We start from the raw sequence: 16,364 nt of genomic DNA, 5'->3' as shown, positions 1-16,364 counted from the left end.
AGGATAAACTTTTAATAACGGCAGAAGGTTAAATAAATTCATAATAAGCGCCGACCGTCGGTTAAAAATTGCTCGAAAATAATTTTTAATTTTTAAAATTAATCAATCGTTTCGATAGGATAAACTTTTAATAACGGCAGAAGGTTAAATAAATTCATAATAAGCGCCGACCGTCGGTTAAAAATTGCTCGAAAATAATTTTTAATTTTTAAAATTAATCAATCGTTTCGATAGGATAAACTTTTAATAACGGCAGAAGGTTAAATAAATTCATAATAAGCGCCGACCGTCGGTTAAAAATTGCTCGAAAAAATCACGCGGCGCCAGGCCAGGGGCGTGCGGTTGGGCACGCCTGGTATCCCCTGGCAAGCCTGGCGTCAGAAGGCCTCAGCGCAGCTGGTAAATTGACTCAAATCAGAAAATTCAACGATGCTGGCAGGAGATTTCCCTTAAATAACCTTTTCGTGCTATATTTGTGCCATACAGCGCTATTTTTCCATTTAATGAGGCACTCAGACAGGTCATTTTTCTTACTGACACAGTGACAAATTATGCTGACAGGTAGTAAGCCATTCTCCCCTAACTTCTCCGGTATCGTTCTGGTTGCACCGATCGCTATCTACGAAACTCACTGGTGCAGCGAGCTGTAGCTTCCTTTAGCTTTCGTTAGCCGCTGCGCGCCCGGTTTTGCCACGACATAACCTGTTGCATACCGCGCCGCTCAGCACAGGCTGACCTTGCCATTCTTCTTTTTTCGCTTTCCACAATGCTGAATCCCAATAACGCAGCATGTGGCGGGCTATTGTTTGCAATTATGACGTCTTGAGGGAATAAAGATGAAATATTGGTTGTTTTTAATGTTTTCTATTATTGCGGAAGTTACGGGTACGCTGTCGATGAAGTATGCCAGCATGAACGGCGGGCAGCTGGGTCATCTGGTCATGTATTTAATGGTTACGCTTTCCTATATAGCGCTGTCGCTGGCGGTAAAGCGTATCGCGCTCGGCGTGGCCTATGCGCTGTGGGAGGGCGTCGGCATACTGCTGATTACGCTATTTAGCGTTGCCTGGTTCGCTGAGCCGCTGCCGCTGATGAAGGCGGGCGGCCTGCTGGTGCTGATTGCCGGCATCGTGCTGCTCAACGGCGGCACCGAAAAAGCCGGCCGTAAAGCAGTAAAAAAAGGAGGCCAGCATGCAGCCGCTTAATATATGGCATATCGCGTTTTTAATTCTGGCGGTAGTGCTGGAGATAGCCGCTAATATTTTCCTGAAATATTCCGATGGCTTTCGTAAAAAGCTGCCGGGCGTGCTGTCGCTGCTGCTGGTCATGGGGGCGTTCAGCGCGCTGGGGCAGGCGGTGAAAGGCATCGATCTGGCGGTGGCCTATGCGCTGTGGGGCGGCTTTGGCGTGATCGCCACGCTGGCGGCGGGCTGGGCGCTGTTTGGTCAGCGGCTGCGCCCGCGCGGCTGGGCAGGGCTGCTGTTGCTGCTGATTGGTATGGTAATGATTAAGCTGGCCTGATGTTGCCGGCTGAACCGGTGCGATGAAAATGTCGCTGCCCGCCAGCGCGGACGAGGAATGCGGCGACGTTTCCATCGCTGCACGGTAGCAAGTAAAAAGGCGCCCGCGGGCGCCTTTTTAGTGGTTTAACGAAAGGGCGGTTCGTTAAAGGTGCGCAGCTTGCGTGAATGTAATTTATCGCCCTCGGCACGCAACAGCTCCACCGCGCGAATGCCGATTTGCAGATGTTCGGAAATTGCGCCCTCGTAAAAGCGATTGGCCTGGCCTGGCAGCTTGATTTCGCCATGCAGCGGCTTATCGGAGACGCAGAGCATCGTGCCGTAAGGCACGCGGAAGCGGTAGCCCTGAGCGGCGATGGTGGCGCTTTCCATATCCACCGCCACCGCGCGGCTGAGATTAAAACGCAGCGCTGAAGCGGAGTAGCGTAGCTCCCAGTTGCGATCGTCAGTAGTGACTACCGTACCGGTACGCAGCCGCAGTTTAACCTCTTCGCCCGGCATGCCGCTGATTTCTTTGGTAGCGTCGTACAGCGCGCGCTGCACTTCAGCGATGCTGGGAATCGGGATATCGGGCGGCAGCACCGCATCCAGTACGTGATCGTCGCGCAGGTAGGCGTGCGCCAGCACATAATCACCAATCTGCTGGCTCTCACGCAGGCCGCCGCAGTGGCCGATCATCAACCAGGCATGCGGACGCAGCACCGCCAGATGATCGCAGATGGTTTTCGCATTGGAAGGGCCAACGCCGATATTCACCAGCGTAATGCCGCGACGGTCGGGAGAGATAAGGTGCCAGGCCGGCATCTGATGCTTTTTCCACGCCAGATCGGAAAGCGCCGCCTGCGCATCGCCGCTCTCTCTGGTGAGCAGCGTGCCGCCGGCGCAGGAGAGCGCGGTGTAAGGGCTGTTCTCATCGGCGATCTGTTCGCAGGCCCAGCGCACAAACTCATCAACGTAGCGCGTATAGTTAGTAAACAGAATAAACGGCTGGAAATGTTCCGGCGGCGTGCCGGTATAGTGACGCAGACGCGCCAGCGAAAAATCGGTGCGCAGCGCGTCGAAGTGGCTCAGCGGAAAAATACTGGTGGTATTAAAAATGCCGTCTGCCGTTTCATCGCCGATATTCGCCAGATCGGTGGTCGGAAAGTGCTGCGCCAGTGCGCTGCTCATGGTGCGGTCCAGCTCCAGATCGGAACCATCAATAACGTAGGGAAAGGGAATTTCCTGGCGTGATGGGCCAACGGTAATGGTAACCTCATAGTCGCGTTCAATTACCGCCAGCTGTTCGCGCAGATAGTGGCGCAGCAGCTCCGGGCGCGTAATGGTAGTAGCGTAGCTGCCGGCATGGCTGAAACGGCCCCACGCCCGGCTGCGGTTTTTCTGCGGCGAGACGCCATCCCAGCTGATGCGCAGCTCAGGATAGACAAACAGGCCATCTGCGCGCGCCTGCACATCGGGCAATTCCCCCTGTTCGATAAAGGTCTTAATCGCGTCGCGTAGCGCGTTGACCGCCTGATAGTAAAGCGCGTCCAGCTGTTCCAGCGCCTGGGCGGTGTTTAATCCTTCAGCGGGTTGGTTATTCATCATGCCCCTCGTCAAATTATCGGCTTTGGCTGGAATATAGCGCAGAACCGGCGCGTCAGGGCAGAGCGAAGGGGCAAAGTTGTGTCTGAACGTAAGAGCGGCAGTCTTATACTGCCGCTGCCGCTGCGATCGGCACGACGCTAGTGGATCATCTGGCTGTGAGCGGGCGCGCCGGTCTGTAACAGCACCACCAGCTGAGAAAGCGGGCTGCTAAGGACAAACTGATGGCAGCCGGTGGTGGACATCAGCTGCGACATCGCTACCGCCAGACTGGCCAGCGCGGTTTCCGGCGGCATATTTTGCTGCTGTAGCAGTTCCAGCAGTTCCTGAACGGCATCCTGACTGGCGGTGGCGACTAACGGCTGCGGCTGTGAAGGGGAAGTTTCATCGCATGGTTTCATACGCGGCGCTCCTGACAAACAAATTCCTGATAGACCTGAGCGCTATATATTGGCATGGCCCGATATTTCAAGAGGGAAATCACGGAAATTTATCAAACTGTGCGATAGCTCACGGCTGGCAGCCAGGCGCCACCTGCCTGAATCGGCGTCGGCAATGTTTTTTATGGCGCACATTGCGGCTACCCGCATCGGGCGTTTTTAGCCTACTGTTATTGATTGTGTCGCGGCCAAGGGTCGCAGCAGTAACAAACCTTAAGGAGAAGCAGGATGAGCGAAGCGATTACCATTGTGGCCACTATTATTGCGAAATCAGGCGAGGCCGATACCGTTGAGCAGGCGTTGCGTAATGCCGTACGTGACGTACAGGGCGAACCAGGCTGTGAACAGTATACCCTGCATAAAGATCTCGATAAGCCTGGCCAGTTTGTCATGGTAGAGCGCTGGGGTTCAGAAGCGCAGCTGCAACAGCACAGCACGGCGCCGGCGTTTTTGCGTCTGGTGGAGGAGATTAAAGGGCGCGCCGATCTGGAGGTTACGAAACTGAAAGCGTTAGCGGGCTAAGTTGCCTGTTAAGCTGCCGGGAGCACGCCCGGCAGCCTGTTTATCCTGCGTTATCGCCTGCTGCTGTTACGCTGATACTGTTGTTCGCTATCGCTATATAGTGCGGCTGATTTCTGTTATAGCGATATTTTGGTAATCATTTATTATGTAAACCATTTATATTTTCAGCGTTCCATTAAAATAAATAACATGCCTCATTATTCCATTGCTTCTTTTTCTGACAAGAGTAGCGATGGTTAAATTTTTTCCTCAAATGAAATCGGATCTGTTTTACAGGTTAGGATAAGTAGTATTTGGTCTATTGGAAAGAATTTTTTTATGATAAACATTAAACATAGCGCGCGTTAGTTGTTATTTTCAGACTTCACCCTGGTAACCGATAAAGCTGCTTCATTAGACAGGATTACAATCGTTTTCCTGGCGTTTTATCAGAAGTATTTTATCAGTGTGTCATACTACTTAATTCCGCGGCGAAAATAAACAACTAATAATAACATAAGAGAATCATTACAAAGTTAAGTAACAATAAGGAGAAAACAGATGGGGATTTTTTCGTTCAATAATTTAAATGAAGATGAAGCGAAGGCATTGTTTAATGATGCACTGAAGCTAACCACTTACACTTATCATAATCTGGATGACGGCCTGGCGAATGGTTATTATGGCTCAGGTTTTGGCCTGGGGCTGCCGGTTACGTTAATCACCGCGCTCTTTGGTAACGGTGATTCACAAGGTATTATTGGTGGTTTGCCATGGAACCCGGATTCAGAGCAAAAAGCGCTGGAAACGATTAATGAAGCGGGCTGGTATACTATTGACGCCGCAACGCTGGGTTATGACGGTGTCACCGATTCCAGAGGAACCTATTACGGCGAAAATTTCGGTTATAAAACTGCCCAGGCGGAAGTTATGGGGAAATATGATGCTGAAGGACATTTAATCCAGATCGGTATCGCTTTCCGTGGTACGTCTGGCCCGCGTGAAAATCTTATTTGTGATACGATTGGCGATGCGATTAATGATATCTTTGCCGGTCTGATGTCGGAAGATTACAGCAATTATTACTCTGCTAACGCCTTTGGTGATTTGCTGGGAAAAGTCGCCGTTTTTGCCGGGGAGAATGGCCTTTCTGGCAGTGATGTTGTGGTAAGCGGGCACAGTCTTGGCGGCCTGTCTGTGAACAGTATGGCGTATTTAAGCGATAAAAACTGGAACGGCTTTTACTCCGATGCAAATTATATCGCTTTTGCCTCGCCAACACAGTATGAGGAGGGCGGGAAAGTATTGAATGTAGGCTTTGAAAACGATCCGGTTTTCCGCGTACTGGATGGAACCGATATAACGCTTTCAACCTTCTTTACCCATGACGGCCATTACGAAACGACTACCGATAACATAGTTAATTTCAATGACTACTATGCTTCCAATACCTGGAATATTTTACCGCAGTCGATAGTGAATATCGCTTCCTGGTTAACGCATATGCCCTTCTTTTATCAGGATAATATGACAAGGATACTTGATTCGGAGTTCTATTCACTCACCGATCGGGATTCTACGGTTGTCGTCGCTAATCTGTCCGATGGCGCACGCACCAATACCTGGGTTGAAGATCGCAATATTTATGCGCAAAAGCATACCGGCCCGGTCTTTATTATCGGCTCGGAAGGAAACGATCTGATCAAGGGCGGAGCGGGCAATGACTATATCGAAGGCGGTATCGGCGATGATACCTTCCGCGATGCCGGTGGCTATAACATTATTTCCGGCGGTTTAGGGCATAATACACTGGATATTGAGCAGTCGCTAAGTGATTACGATATTGCGAAAGATGGCAATACGCTCTATTTGCGCGATGCTGACGGTGGGATTACCATCGCCAGCGACATTCATACCGTACAAAGCCTTGAGTCCTTTTTGTGGCTGTTCACGGAAAGCGTAGACCATAACGTCACCGACGATGGACTGCTGTCAACGAAAGGGCTGACCAGCTGGGCTACCTCTGTTAATGGTGACAGCGCAGCAAATATTTTGCAGGCCAGCGAAGCAGGTAGCTGGCTGTTTGGCGGCGGCGGAGACGATCGGCTGTATGGTGCCGGAGATAATGACACCTTTGTCGGTGGGGAAGGTGACGACAGCATCTATGCTGCGGGCAATGACAATACCTTCATCTTCAGCGGCGACTTTGGTCATGATTCGATCTTTGGCTTCAACGAGAGTGACAGCCTTGTACTGATGGGAGTGCAGGGCGCAATCGGCGGAGACTATCATGATTTTATAACCGAATCAGAGGAGAGTCTGGTATTAGATTTTGGTCAAAACAGTATTACGCTGGTTGGCGTAACGCAGCAGATGCTGGATGATGCCCATGTTATCTTAGCGTAACGGATTCCGCCGTGGATAATCATGACTTATCGGGTATGGTTATCCACGGCTTTACTTGCATATTTGCCGACGCTTACCTCAATATTATTCATTTAGTAAATAATTTCCGTCCTCAATATTTATTGTCTTTTTTATTTTTCATAATGGTAATTTTATGATGGAAAAGCGCAGATTTAACATCGGCACGTTGTTAATGAGAACGTAAGCTGACCAGAGAGGGTATACCGCCTAATACGCTGTTATACCACCTATTTTCCTGCGCTGGCCTAAAGCGGTGGTAGGTTTTTTTAAAACAAAAATAACAAAGCGAGTGCATAATTTTATCTTTTATCGCTTTTTTTTATCTAATCTTCTACTGAAGCGATCCAGCCATTCGCTTTATGCTGCAGCAGAAGATATAAAAGCGCCCTGTTTATCCACCTAACTGGACTGGCTATTACATCAGGGAGAACCAATGCACGAATACTTATTATTTTCGCTGGGAGTCGTGCCGCTCTTACTCATGGTCTTTTTAATTTTGAAAGTTAAATTGGCTATTCACTATTCCGTTTTGATTACGCTTGCCCTGACTTACGGGCTGACCTTCTTTTTCTGGCATACGCCAGTACAAACATTGAACTCTGCTATCGCCTACGGCGCCCTCAAAGGTTTATGGCCTATCGTCATCGTTATCCTTGGGGCGATTTTCAGCTATAACCTGATGCAGGCTACCCGAGCGATGGATATCCTGCGTGAGGTGCTGGCCAGTATCAGCGATGATAAACGTATTCAGGTACTGCTGATCTCCTGGTGCTTTGGCGGCTTTCTGGAAGCGGCGGCCGGCTATGGCACCGCGGTAGCTATTCCGATCGGCATCCTTATTGCGCTGGGCTTTAACCCGATGAAAGCCGCCATCGCTTCGCTGGTGGCTAATACTGTACCGACCGCCTTCGGCGCCGTGGGGATTCCGGTATCCATCCTGGCCGAGCTGGTTAATCTGCCGGTGCATACGCTGGGCGGCACCGTTATTCTGCAGCTGGCGCTGTTTAATATTCTGCTGCCGTTCGTGATCGTTTGTATTATCGGCGGCGGCCTGAAAGCGATACGCGGCGTATTCGGTATTACGCTGCTGTGCGGCGTGGCCTCGCTGATTCCGCAATATTTCGTCGCTATCTATCTGGGGGCGGAGCTGCCCGCCTTCGCCGGTAGCCTGGTCAGCCTGATCGCCGTGGCGCTGGCAGGGCGCGCGCGCAACGGAAAAACCGATCCGGCCTGGCGTATTGATGCGGTACAGCAAGGGGTAACGACGCCGCGCTCTGCGGGCGTATTGCTTAAAACCTGCTCTATCTATCTCTTTATTTTTCTCTTCGTGCTGCTCTGTTCGCCGCTGTTTCCCGGCATTAAAGCAGCGGTTTCGCAGATTGCCTCGGTATTGCACTTTAACCTGGCTGACGGCACTACGCTGTCGCTGCGCATTGAGTGGATAGCGACGCCCGGCGTGCTGATTATTCTTGCTTCCATTATCGGCGGCTTTATTCAGGGCGCTTCGGCTGGCGGTATGCTGCGCGTGTTCGTTAATACGCTGCTACAGCTTAAAAACTCGATTATCGCCATTATGGCGGTGGTGGCGCTGGCAACGGTAATGGATGTCAGCGGGCTGATCGCTACGCTGGCGCAGACGCTGGTTAACCTGACCGGCGGCGCCTACGTGTTTATTTCGCCGATTATCGGAGCGCTGGGCACCTTCGTTACCGGCAGCGACACCAACTCCAACGTGCTGTTCGGCAAGCTGCAAACCATGGCGGCGGAAAAACTGCACATCGATCCCAACTGGCTGGCCGCCGCCAATACCTCCGGGGCGACCGGCGGAAAAATGATCTCGCCGCAGAGTATCGCTATCGCCGTGTCCGCAGCGCGTATGGAAGGGCAGGGCAGCGCCATTATGGCTGGCACCATGAAGTACTGCGCCGCCTATATCATTATCCTTGGGCTGGAAATTGGCCTGTTTTATTACTGGTTCATGGCGTGACGGCCCTGCAGCCTGAAGTGAAATAAATAACAAATGAAGCAATGGAGTTCTTATCGTGAACGTTAATTTTTTTGTTACCTGTATCGGCGACGCGCTGAAATCGCGCGTTGCCCGCGACACGGTATTGCTGCTGGAGCAACTGGGTTGCCAGGTAAATTTCCCTGAAAAACAGGGGTGTTGCGGCCAGCCCGCCATTAACAGCGGTTATATAAAAGAAGCCATACCCGGCATGAAGAACCTGATCGTTGCGCTGGAGGAGAATGACGATCCTATCGTTTCTCCCGCCGCCTCCTGCACCTACGCTATCAAAACCTATCCCAGCTACCTGACGGATGAGCCGGAATGGGCGCGCCGCGCGGAAAAAGTCGCGGCGCGGATACAGGATCTCACCTCGTTTATCGTCAATACGCTTGGCATCGTTGATGTCGGCGCCCGTCTGCCCGGCAGGGCGGTTTACCACCCATCCTGCAGCCTGTTTCGTAAAATGGGCGTGCGCGAGGAGCCGCTGGCTCTGCTGCATCACGTCGCCGGGCTGGAGCTGGTGCCGTTTAAGGGGCAGGAGACCTGCTGCGGCTTTGGCGGCACCTTCTCGGTAAAAATGGCCGAGATCTCCGGCGAGATCGTTAAGGAGAAAAGCAGCCATCTGATGGAAGCGCAGCCTGAGTATCTGATTGGCGCCGATGTCAGCTGCCTGTTGAATATTGGCGGACGCCTGCAGCGCGAAGGCCATCCGGTGAAAGTAATGCATATTGCTGAAGTCCTGATGAGCCGCTGAGGAGAAGGTCATGTATCTAAAAACCAGTGATGAAGATTTTAAAATACGTATTCGCCAGCAGATCGACGATCCGATTATGCGTAAAGCGGTAGCTAACGCTCAGGAGCGAATCGGCGCTAACCGTCAGAAAATGGTGGACGAGCTTGGCAACTGGGAGCAGTGGCGTGAGCGCGCCCGGCAAATCCGCGAGCATGTGCTGAGCAATCTGGACGCTTATCTCTGGCAGCTGTCGGAAAAAGTAACCGCTAATGGCGGCCACGTCTTTTTTGCCAAAACCAAAGAGGATGCCACGCGCTATATCCTGCAGGTGGCGCAGGCCAAAAAGGCGAAAAAAGTAGTGAAGTCCAAATCGATGGTGACCGAAGAGATCGGTATGAACCATGTATTGCAGGAGGCGGGCATTCAGGTAACGGAAACCGATCTGGGAGAATATATTCTCCAGCTGGACCAGGATCCCCCTTCACATGTTGTGGTGCCGGCGATCCATAAAGATCGCCACCAGATCCGCCGCGTGCTCAACGAACAGCTCGGCTATGACGGGCCGGAAACGCCGGAGGCGATGACGCTGTTTATCCGGCAGAAAATCCGTCAGGATTTTCTCAGCGCAGAAGTCGGCGTCACCGGCTGCAACTTCGCCGTCGCGGAGACCGGCTCGGTATGTCTGGTGACCAACGAGGGTAACGCCCGCATGTGCACCACGCTGCCTAAAACGCATATCGCCGTAATGGGCATGGAGCGTATCGCGCCAACCTTTGAAGAAGTAGACGTGCTGATTACCATGCTGGCGCGCAGCGCGGTGGGCGCCCGCCTGACCGGCTACAATACCTGGCTAACCGGGCCGCGTGAGGCCGGCGACGTTGACGGTCCGGAAGAGTTCCATCTGGTGATCGTCGATAACGGACGTTCCGCGGTGCTCGGCTCGGAATTTCGCGAAGTGCTGCGTTGCATTCGCTGCGGCGCCTGCATGAATACCTGTCCGGCCTACCGTCATATTGGCGGCCACGGCTATGGCTCGATCTATCCCGGCCCCATCGGCGCCGTGATCTCGCCGCTGCTTGGCGGTTATGAAGACTTTAAGGATCTGCCGTATGCCTGTTCGCTCTGTACCGCCTGCGACAGCGTCTGTCCGGTACAGATCCCGCTGTCTAAGCTGATTCTGCGCCATCGCCGGGTAATGGCGGAAGCGGGGATTACGCCAAAAGCGGAACAGCAAGCGATTAAAGCGTTTGCCTGGGCCAACAGTCATCCCAAACTGTGGAAGGTGGGGATGATCGCCGGCGCCCGCGCGGCCAGCTGGTTTATCAAGGGCGGCAAGGCCCCGCTGAATATCGGCGCTATTCGCGACTGGCGTGAGGCGCGCGATTTGCCTGAAGCAGATGGTGAAAGCTTCCGTAGCTGGTTCAAAAAACATCAGGCGCAGGGGAAAAAGTAATGGATAACCGTACTGATTTTTTAGCAACAATTGCCGGGGCGCTGGGCCGCGAGCCGCGCACGATTCCTGAGGCGCGCCCTGAGCCGCTTAATAACTTCGCGCAGACGCGGCTGGTCGGGTTGAGCCAGCAGCAGCGCTGCGATGCCTTTGTCGAGTTCGCCTCGACGGTGATGATGGCGCACTGCGAGCTGACCAGTGAAGAACATGCTGCGGAAGCGGCGCTGCGTTTGTGTGATAAATATGGTCATCAGCCGGTGGTGATCAGCGGCGATGCGCGTTTAGCCGAGCTTGGCATCACCGCTCGCTTGCAGCAAGCCTGCGATGCCGTGGTCTGGGATGCGGCGCAGGGCGAGCGGAATATCCGGCTGGCGGAGCAGGCCAAAGTCGGCGTGGTCTACGCGGAGTATGGCCTGACGGAATCTGGCGGCGTGGTGCTGTTTTCTGCGCCGGAGCGCGGGCGTTCGGTTAGCCTGCTGCCTGAATCTTCGATTTTTGTTCTGCGCAAGAGCGCCATTTTACCGCGCGTGGCGCAGCTGGCGACGGTGCTGCATCAGAAAGCGGAGCAGGGCGAACGTATGCCTTCCTGCGTGAACCTGATCGGCGGCCCCAGCTCTACGGCAGATATCGAGCTGATTAAGGTGGTTGGCGTTCACGGCCCGGTAAACGCCGCCTACCTGATAGTTGAAGATTGCTGACCGCTTAAACCCCGCGGCTTCTGGCTTAATATGAAGATGAAACGCCAGCGCTCAGGCTGGCGTTGCTGTTTTTGATAAAGACAGGGCGGCTATATCGGGTAACGGGTAATTTCAGGCGTAACGCTGAGCTAATTAATCAGCCTTCCTTCCGGAACCGCCAGACTGTCTCGATAATTAACGGCTGCTCGACGCTGACAAATTGCGGCGCCAGGTTGATCTGGTTGGGAGCCTGAGTAAGCGGGTTGATACAGGTCGCATCAGGCTGTTTATCAAAGATCACCAGGCTTTGGGCCGGCGATGTCATCGACATACTTAGCTTGCCGGGCCATTGCAATTCAATATGCAGCCCGTTAGTAAAACCGAAGCAGTCATCCCACGGCCCGGCTTGCGGCGCTATTTTGTTACCGGTAGGCAGTTCATTATCGCCAGCTTCTTCCTGCCAGTCGGCGCTGAAAAATAGCTGTAGTTCCTCTTCCGGGCTATGGGGATTAAGGCGTTTGGCAAACCACGGGTGCCATCCGGCAGAGGCCGGAAATTTTTCTGACGCCGAGCGGATTTCCAGACGCAGTATCAGGCTGTCCTCTTCCAGCGTGAACCTTTGCACTATCTCTCCGCGCCAGGGCCACGGCGCGCCCAGCGGCATGCGTAAACATAAACTGTCTGCCGTTTTTGCTACCACTTCCCAGGCTGAATAACAGGCCATCCCATGCAGCGCATGGGGCGGTTTATTGGCAGGTAATGGGTAACGCTGTTCGCCCACCGTTAAGGTTGCGTAGCCCAGACGTCCCGCCCACGGCACCATTGGAAAGCAGCCGTACTGAAACGCTTTTCGTTGCGGCTGCCACTGGCGCAACAGCTCAAAACCAAACGCCTGTAACGACGTCATCCGGGCGCCGTCATGCGGATAAACCTGGATACGGATGTTGCCTTTTTCCAGCCATACGGCTTCCCCGACAGGGCCCGGCCACGGGGCGTCAAACGCGCGCTGCAGCGCCTGCCGGTGTGCATTATTCCATTCATTTTTCATGTGTTTTTTCTCTGACAGAGTGGTAAGCAATACATGGTTTTTTGGCCGCTTCTTTACTGGACGAATGCGGATCGATGAGCCAGACGCAAATAAAGGAGAGGACAGAAATAACCAACAGGAACAGGGCGACCGGCCAGGGCTTGCCGTTTCCCATCGCCAGCAGGCTGGATGCGATAAGAGGACTCATCCCGCCGAGAATAGCGGAAAACTGATAGGCGAAAGAAAGGCCGGTATAGCGAACGCGGGTACCAAACATGCGGGTAAATAGCGTCGGCTGTACGGCAAACATCATCGTTGGGCCTAAGTTATAGCCCAGGCTCATACTGCACCAGATAATGAGCGTACTTTTAGTATCCAGCAGCAGGAAAAAGGGGAAAGCAAACAGAATGCAGAATCCTGCCCCGGCCAGATAAATTTTCCGTTGTCCAACGCGGTCCGAGAGCCAGCCGACCAGCGGGCAGCAGATAATGCCAATAGCCGAAGCGATAAGCATGCCGGTTAACGGAATATCTCTGGATAGAGCCAGCTGGGTGGAAATATAGACGATACCAAAAGCATTAATGATATTTGACGAGACGCTCTCCGCCAGCCTGGCGCCAAGCGCTAACAGGATATTGCGGGGATGCTTGCGGAAAAGTTCAATAAGAGGAGGCGCTGTTTTTTCTTGCGCAGCAGCGGCCTTTTGTTGGGAAAAATCCAGCGTTTCTTCTGTATGAAGCCGTATAAACATTCCTACAACCAGCATCACCGCAGAAAGCCAGAATGGAATGCGCCATCCCCAGGAGAGGAACTGTTCCTGTGTCAGAAAATGATTACAGAGCGCAAATACGCCGGTTGCCAGCATTATTCCAACTGAGGCTGCCGTCTGCGGCAACGATCCTAAAAACCCGCGTTTCTGCAGGGGGGCGGATTCAATAGTCATTAGCGCCGCGCCGCCATATTCTCCGCCAAGGCCGAATCCCTGAATCAAGCGCAGAATCATCAGCGTGACGGGCGCCCAAATGCCGATCTGCTGATAGGTAGGGATAAAGCCGATTAAAAACGTTGAGCAACCAACAATTCCCAGCGTCCAGATCAGCGTTATCTTGCGTCCGACTCTGTCGCCAAAGTGACCAAAAACAATGCCCCCCAGCGGACGCGTCAGAAAACCTACGCCAAAAGTTGCAAACGCGGCAATCAGACCAATAAAAGGATCGCTGTCGGGGAAAAACAGCGGAGCAAAGACCAGCCCCGCCGCCGTTCCGAAAATAAAAAAGTCGTACCATTCCATTAACGCGCCGGCAAAACTGCCCATAACGACGCGTCTCATGGCCTGCGGGGAGAGCCTTTCACCTGGTACCGGTAATTTTCCAGCCATAATTTTCCTCTCCGGGTCGGCGAGAAATCTGTGGAACAAACCACATTAAAAGTGGAGCGCTTTGTTAACCGACGCGCCGACGCGGGCCGACGCGCCTGATGATTATTTCTCCAGTTCTGCCAGCACCTCAGCATCTTCAGCGTCAACATTGGCGCCGAGCGCTTCCCACTTAATCAGCAGACATGTCAGGAAGCCGAGGAAAGGCACCGCCGCCAGCCAGTAGAACGCCTCTGTTTTTAATGCGCCCCACAGCATGGGCCAGAAGATAAGCCCGGCAATTGCCCCGGTTCTCATAATGGCTCGTGCAAATCCCACCCCGGTCGGACGTATCGCTGGTGGATATGAGAGCGTGGCAATCGTCATGCCTAATCCGCCAGGGCCGGCGGAGTGAAAGAAAATAATCGCTCCCAGCAGAGTTAAAGAGAGCCATGGACTGGTAGTCGCCAGCGTTCCGAGGGCCAGTAGCGCAATCGTCACCAGCGCGAATCCATACATGGACTGTAAACGGGTTCCCAGACGCTGAAGGAGCAGGGAGCCTGCCAACCCGCCGGTGATGCCGCAAAGCGCATTCACCACCGCAGACCCGGCCAGCGCGCCGGTCAAGCCGCCGCTCAGTATTCCGGCCAGCGTCAGCGGCAGATAAACGCCCACCGCGTTATATTGCCAGGCCTGCATAGTGGCTACGATGCAGCCGAGCAGGGTGCGTTTGCGGTAGCGCGAGTTAAACAGGATGCCGTACCCGCCGCGCAGCTTATTTTCCGCCTTTTCCACGGACAGGCTTTGTAATGGCGGCTGCGCGGCGACGCGCGCATGAACCCCGTAGCGTTTTGCCAGGATAGCGCAGGCTTCTTCATAACGCCCTACGCGTGCGGCCCACATCGCTGATTCGCCGATAAAGAAGTAACGCAATATCATGATAACTACGGCAAAAATAGCGCCGATAAAGATGCCATAACGCCAAAGTTGCTCTTCAGCGATGCCGGAGAGAAGCAGCGGCAGCAGAACCAGATAGACCACGGTAGTAGAGACATACCAGGCCATTTGCCAGAGGTTAACCGACGAGCCGGTCTTCTTCGAGGTAGAGCCTCGCAGCTCCGCCACGGCGTTGGTCGCCAGCGGGAAATCAATCCCCAGACCGAAACCCATGATGACGCGGCATACCAGCACCCACCAGATATCAGGCGCTATCGCGACGGCGGCGGCGCCCAGGGTGCACAATCCCATCCCGATAATAAATGCGCGCTTCTGTCCAAAACGGTTAATTATCCGGTTTGCTAATAATCCGCCAATCAGCGCCGCGACTAAAACCGAGGCGTTAACGGTAGCGGCCAGGCCGGGGGAGATGCCGAATTGCGCGGCGATATATTTGTTGCCGAATCCCACCATCGCCGCCTGATAAGCATCAATAAGAATGCCGCCCAGCGCGATAAAAATAACGGCGACGCTGGTATTAACCGCTGAGTTTTTATTAACAATATCGATTACGTCCTGAGGACGGCTGATTGAATAAGGTGCAGGACTGGTGATTTGACTCATCGCAGTATCCTTTTTTATTGTTGTAGGGGGGCGCTGCCGTTATGCAGCGCCCGACAGAGGGTGACATCATCAATCTTCAGCAAATTGCAGCATGACTTTTATGGAATCATTCTGCTGCGCACGTTCAAACGCCTTTGCGGCCTCGTCGACCGGAAACAGGTCGGTCACCAGTTCGCTGGTATCAAACCTTCCATCCGCCAGCCACTCGATAACCACATCAAAATCTTCCGGGATATACATGCCGGAACTAAGCAGATCGCGTTCGAAACGCTGCATCATCGGCAGCGGGATTTCACGCGGGCCGCCCGGTACGCCCATACATACCACCGTGCCGCCGGCGCAGACGCGAGTGCAGGCGTCATTCAGGGTGGCCTGCGCCGCAACCACATCGATCGCCCCGGTGAAGCGAACCTGCGGCGCAAGTTCGCCCGGCGCCCAGACCTCCGCCGCGCCAAGCTTTAATGCCAGCGCGCGCTTGGCGGCGTCGGGTTCAATCACGGTGATTTTGCCCGCGCCCATAATGCGCAATGCCTGAACAATCGACAGGCCGATCGTACCGGCGCCGATCACCAGCACGCTCTCCAGCGAAGCCGCAGGCATACGGTTGACGCAGTGGCGGGCGCAGGCGGCCGGTTCAGCGAAGGCCAGCGCCTTCAGCGGCAGAGAGGCAGGGGCGACATGGCAGTTGCGCGCCGGCACGATATGCTGCGAGCGCGCGAAGCCCGGCGCGCGAAAGCCGGCCACCTGCGGCGGTTCGCATAAATTGAAGCGTCCCGCTTTACAGGCGCGACACGTCATACAGGCCATAATGGGATCGACCACAACATGATCGCCAGGCCTGACATTTGTCACCTCGCTTCCGGTTTCCGTTACGCGTGCCGCAATTTCATGCCCCGGCACCACGGGAGGTTGCGCAAAGGGGTGGCCTCCTTTCAGAACGTGCAGATCCGAGCCGCAAATACCGTAGAACACTGGGGCAATGCGGACTTCATCTGGTTTAAGCTCCTGGTGTGGCGCTTCGATATATTGAGTGGTTACTTTCCCAATATCAGAAAATAAAACCTGGGTAATTTTATTCATTGT

Annotated in this window: 14 protein-coding genes; 8 read left to right on the top strand and 6 right to left on the bottom strand. The window is 53.7% G+C overall.

The features are described 5' to 3' along the window. Positions 1–836 precede the first annotated feature (836 nt). On the top strand, positions 837–1,205 hold the full coding sequence (gene mdtJ, locus FKM52_RS07670) for a multidrug/spermidine efflux SMR transporter subunit MdtJ (RefSeq protein ID WP_141175623.1): 369 nt from the start codon (positions 837–839) through the stop codon (positions 1,203–1,205). Next, positions 1,192–1,521, top strand: a complete 330-nt coding sequence (gene mdtI / locus FKM52_RS07665) for a multidrug/spermidine efflux SMR transporter subunit MdtI (protein ID WP_141175622.1) — start codon at positions 1,192–1,194, stop codon at positions 1,519–1,521. Before mdtJ ends, mdtI begins: the two co-directional genes overlap by 14 nt. Positions 1,522–1,646: 125 nt before the next feature. On the opposite strand, the gene FKM52_RS07660 is transcribed toward mdtI, so the two are convergent. Beyond that, a complete protein-coding gene (locus FKM52_RS07660) occupies positions 1,647–3,104 on the bottom strand; it encodes an AMP nucleosidase (protein WP_141175884.1) in 1,458 nt (485 codons plus the stop codon). A 140-nt stretch (positions 3,105–3,244) separates the two neighbouring features. Continuing rightward, entirely contained in the window at positions 3,245–3,505 is a 261-nt protein-coding gene (locus FKM52_RS07655; RefSeq protein ID WP_141175621.1) for a hypothetical protein, read from the bottom strand. A 267-nt stretch (positions 3,506–3,772) separates the two neighbouring features. Here FKM52_RS07655 and FKM52_RS07650 point away from each other — a divergent pair, with 267 nt between their 5' ends. The 6 genes from FKM52_RS07650 (at position 3,773) to FKM52_RS07625 (ending at position 11,361) form a co-directional block, all read left to right on the top strand. Beyond that, on the top strand, positions 3,773–4,066 hold the full coding sequence (locus FKM52_RS07650) for a putative quinol monooxygenase (protein ID WP_141175620.1): 294 nt from the start codon (positions 3,773–3,775) through the stop codon (positions 4,064–4,066). A gap of 540 nt (positions 4,067–4,606) precedes the next feature. Then, positions 4,607–6,451, top strand: a complete 1,845-nt coding sequence (locus FKM52_RS07645) for a polyurethane esterase (protein ID WP_141175619.1) — start codon at positions 4,607–4,609, stop codon at positions 6,449–6,451. 454 nt (positions 6,452–6,905) lie between these two features. Then, a complete protein-coding gene (locus tag FKM52_RS07640; RefSeq protein ID WP_141175618.1) occupies positions 6,906–8,459 on the top strand; it encodes an L-lactate permease in 1,554 nt (517 codons plus the stop codon). Positions 8,460–8,514: 55 nt separating this feature from the next. Continuing rightward, a complete protein-coding gene (locus FKM52_RS07635) occupies positions 8,515–9,234 on the top strand; it encodes a (Fe-S)-binding protein (protein WP_141175617.1) in 720 nt (239 codons plus the stop codon). Positions 9,235–9,244: 10 nt separating this feature from the next. Then, positions 9,245–10,666, top strand: coding sequence for a LutB/LldF family L-lactate oxidation iron-sulfur protein (locus FKM52_RS07630; protein ID WP_141175616.1), 1,422 nt, complete (start codon positions 9,245–9,247; stop codon positions 10,664–10,666). Further along, positions 10,666–11,361, top strand: coding sequence for a LutC/YkgG family protein (locus FKM52_RS07625; protein ID WP_141175615.1), 696 nt, complete (start codon positions 10,666–10,668; stop codon positions 11,359–11,361). Before FKM52_RS07630 ends, FKM52_RS07625 begins: the two co-directional genes overlap by 1 nt. A gap of 136 nt (positions 11,362–11,497) precedes the next feature. Here the strand turns inward: FKM52_RS07625 and FKM52_RS07620 are convergent, their stop codons facing one another. The 4 genes from FKM52_RS07620 to FKM52_RS07605 form a co-directional block, all read right to left on the bottom strand. Beyond that, positions 11,498–12,388, bottom strand: a complete 891-nt coding sequence (locus FKM52_RS07620) for an aldose epimerase family protein (protein WP_141175614.1) — start codon at positions 12,386–12,388, stop codon at positions 11,498–11,500. After that, on the bottom strand, positions 12,378–13,745 hold the full coding sequence (locus FKM52_RS07615) for an MFS transporter (protein WP_141175613.1): 1,368 nt from the start codon (positions 13,743–13,745) through the stop codon (positions 12,378–12,380). The genes FKM52_RS07620 and FKM52_RS07615 overlap by 11 nt, the downstream gene beginning before the upstream one ends. Before the next feature lie 102 nt (positions 13,746–13,847). Beyond that, a complete protein-coding gene (locus FKM52_RS07610; RefSeq protein ID WP_141175612.1) occupies positions 13,848–15,281 on the bottom strand; it encodes an MFS transporter in 1,434 nt (477 codons plus the stop codon). A gap of 69 nt (positions 15,282–15,350) precedes the next feature. Further along, entirely contained in the window at positions 15,351–16,361 is a 1,011-nt protein-coding gene (locus tag FKM52_RS07605) for a zinc-dependent alcohol dehydrogenase (RefSeq protein ID WP_141175611.1), read from the bottom strand. Positions 16,362–16,364: the final 3 nt, after the last annotated feature.

This window comes from Mixta tenebrionis (assembly GCF_006517625.1).
Taxonomy (GTDB): domain Bacteria; phylum Pseudomonadota; class Gammaproteobacteria; order Enterobacterales; family Enterobacteriaceae; genus Mixta; species Mixta tenebrionis.
The sequence above is the reverse complement of the archived record's forward strand: the minus strand, read 5'-3'. Positions and strand labels throughout refer to the sequence as shown.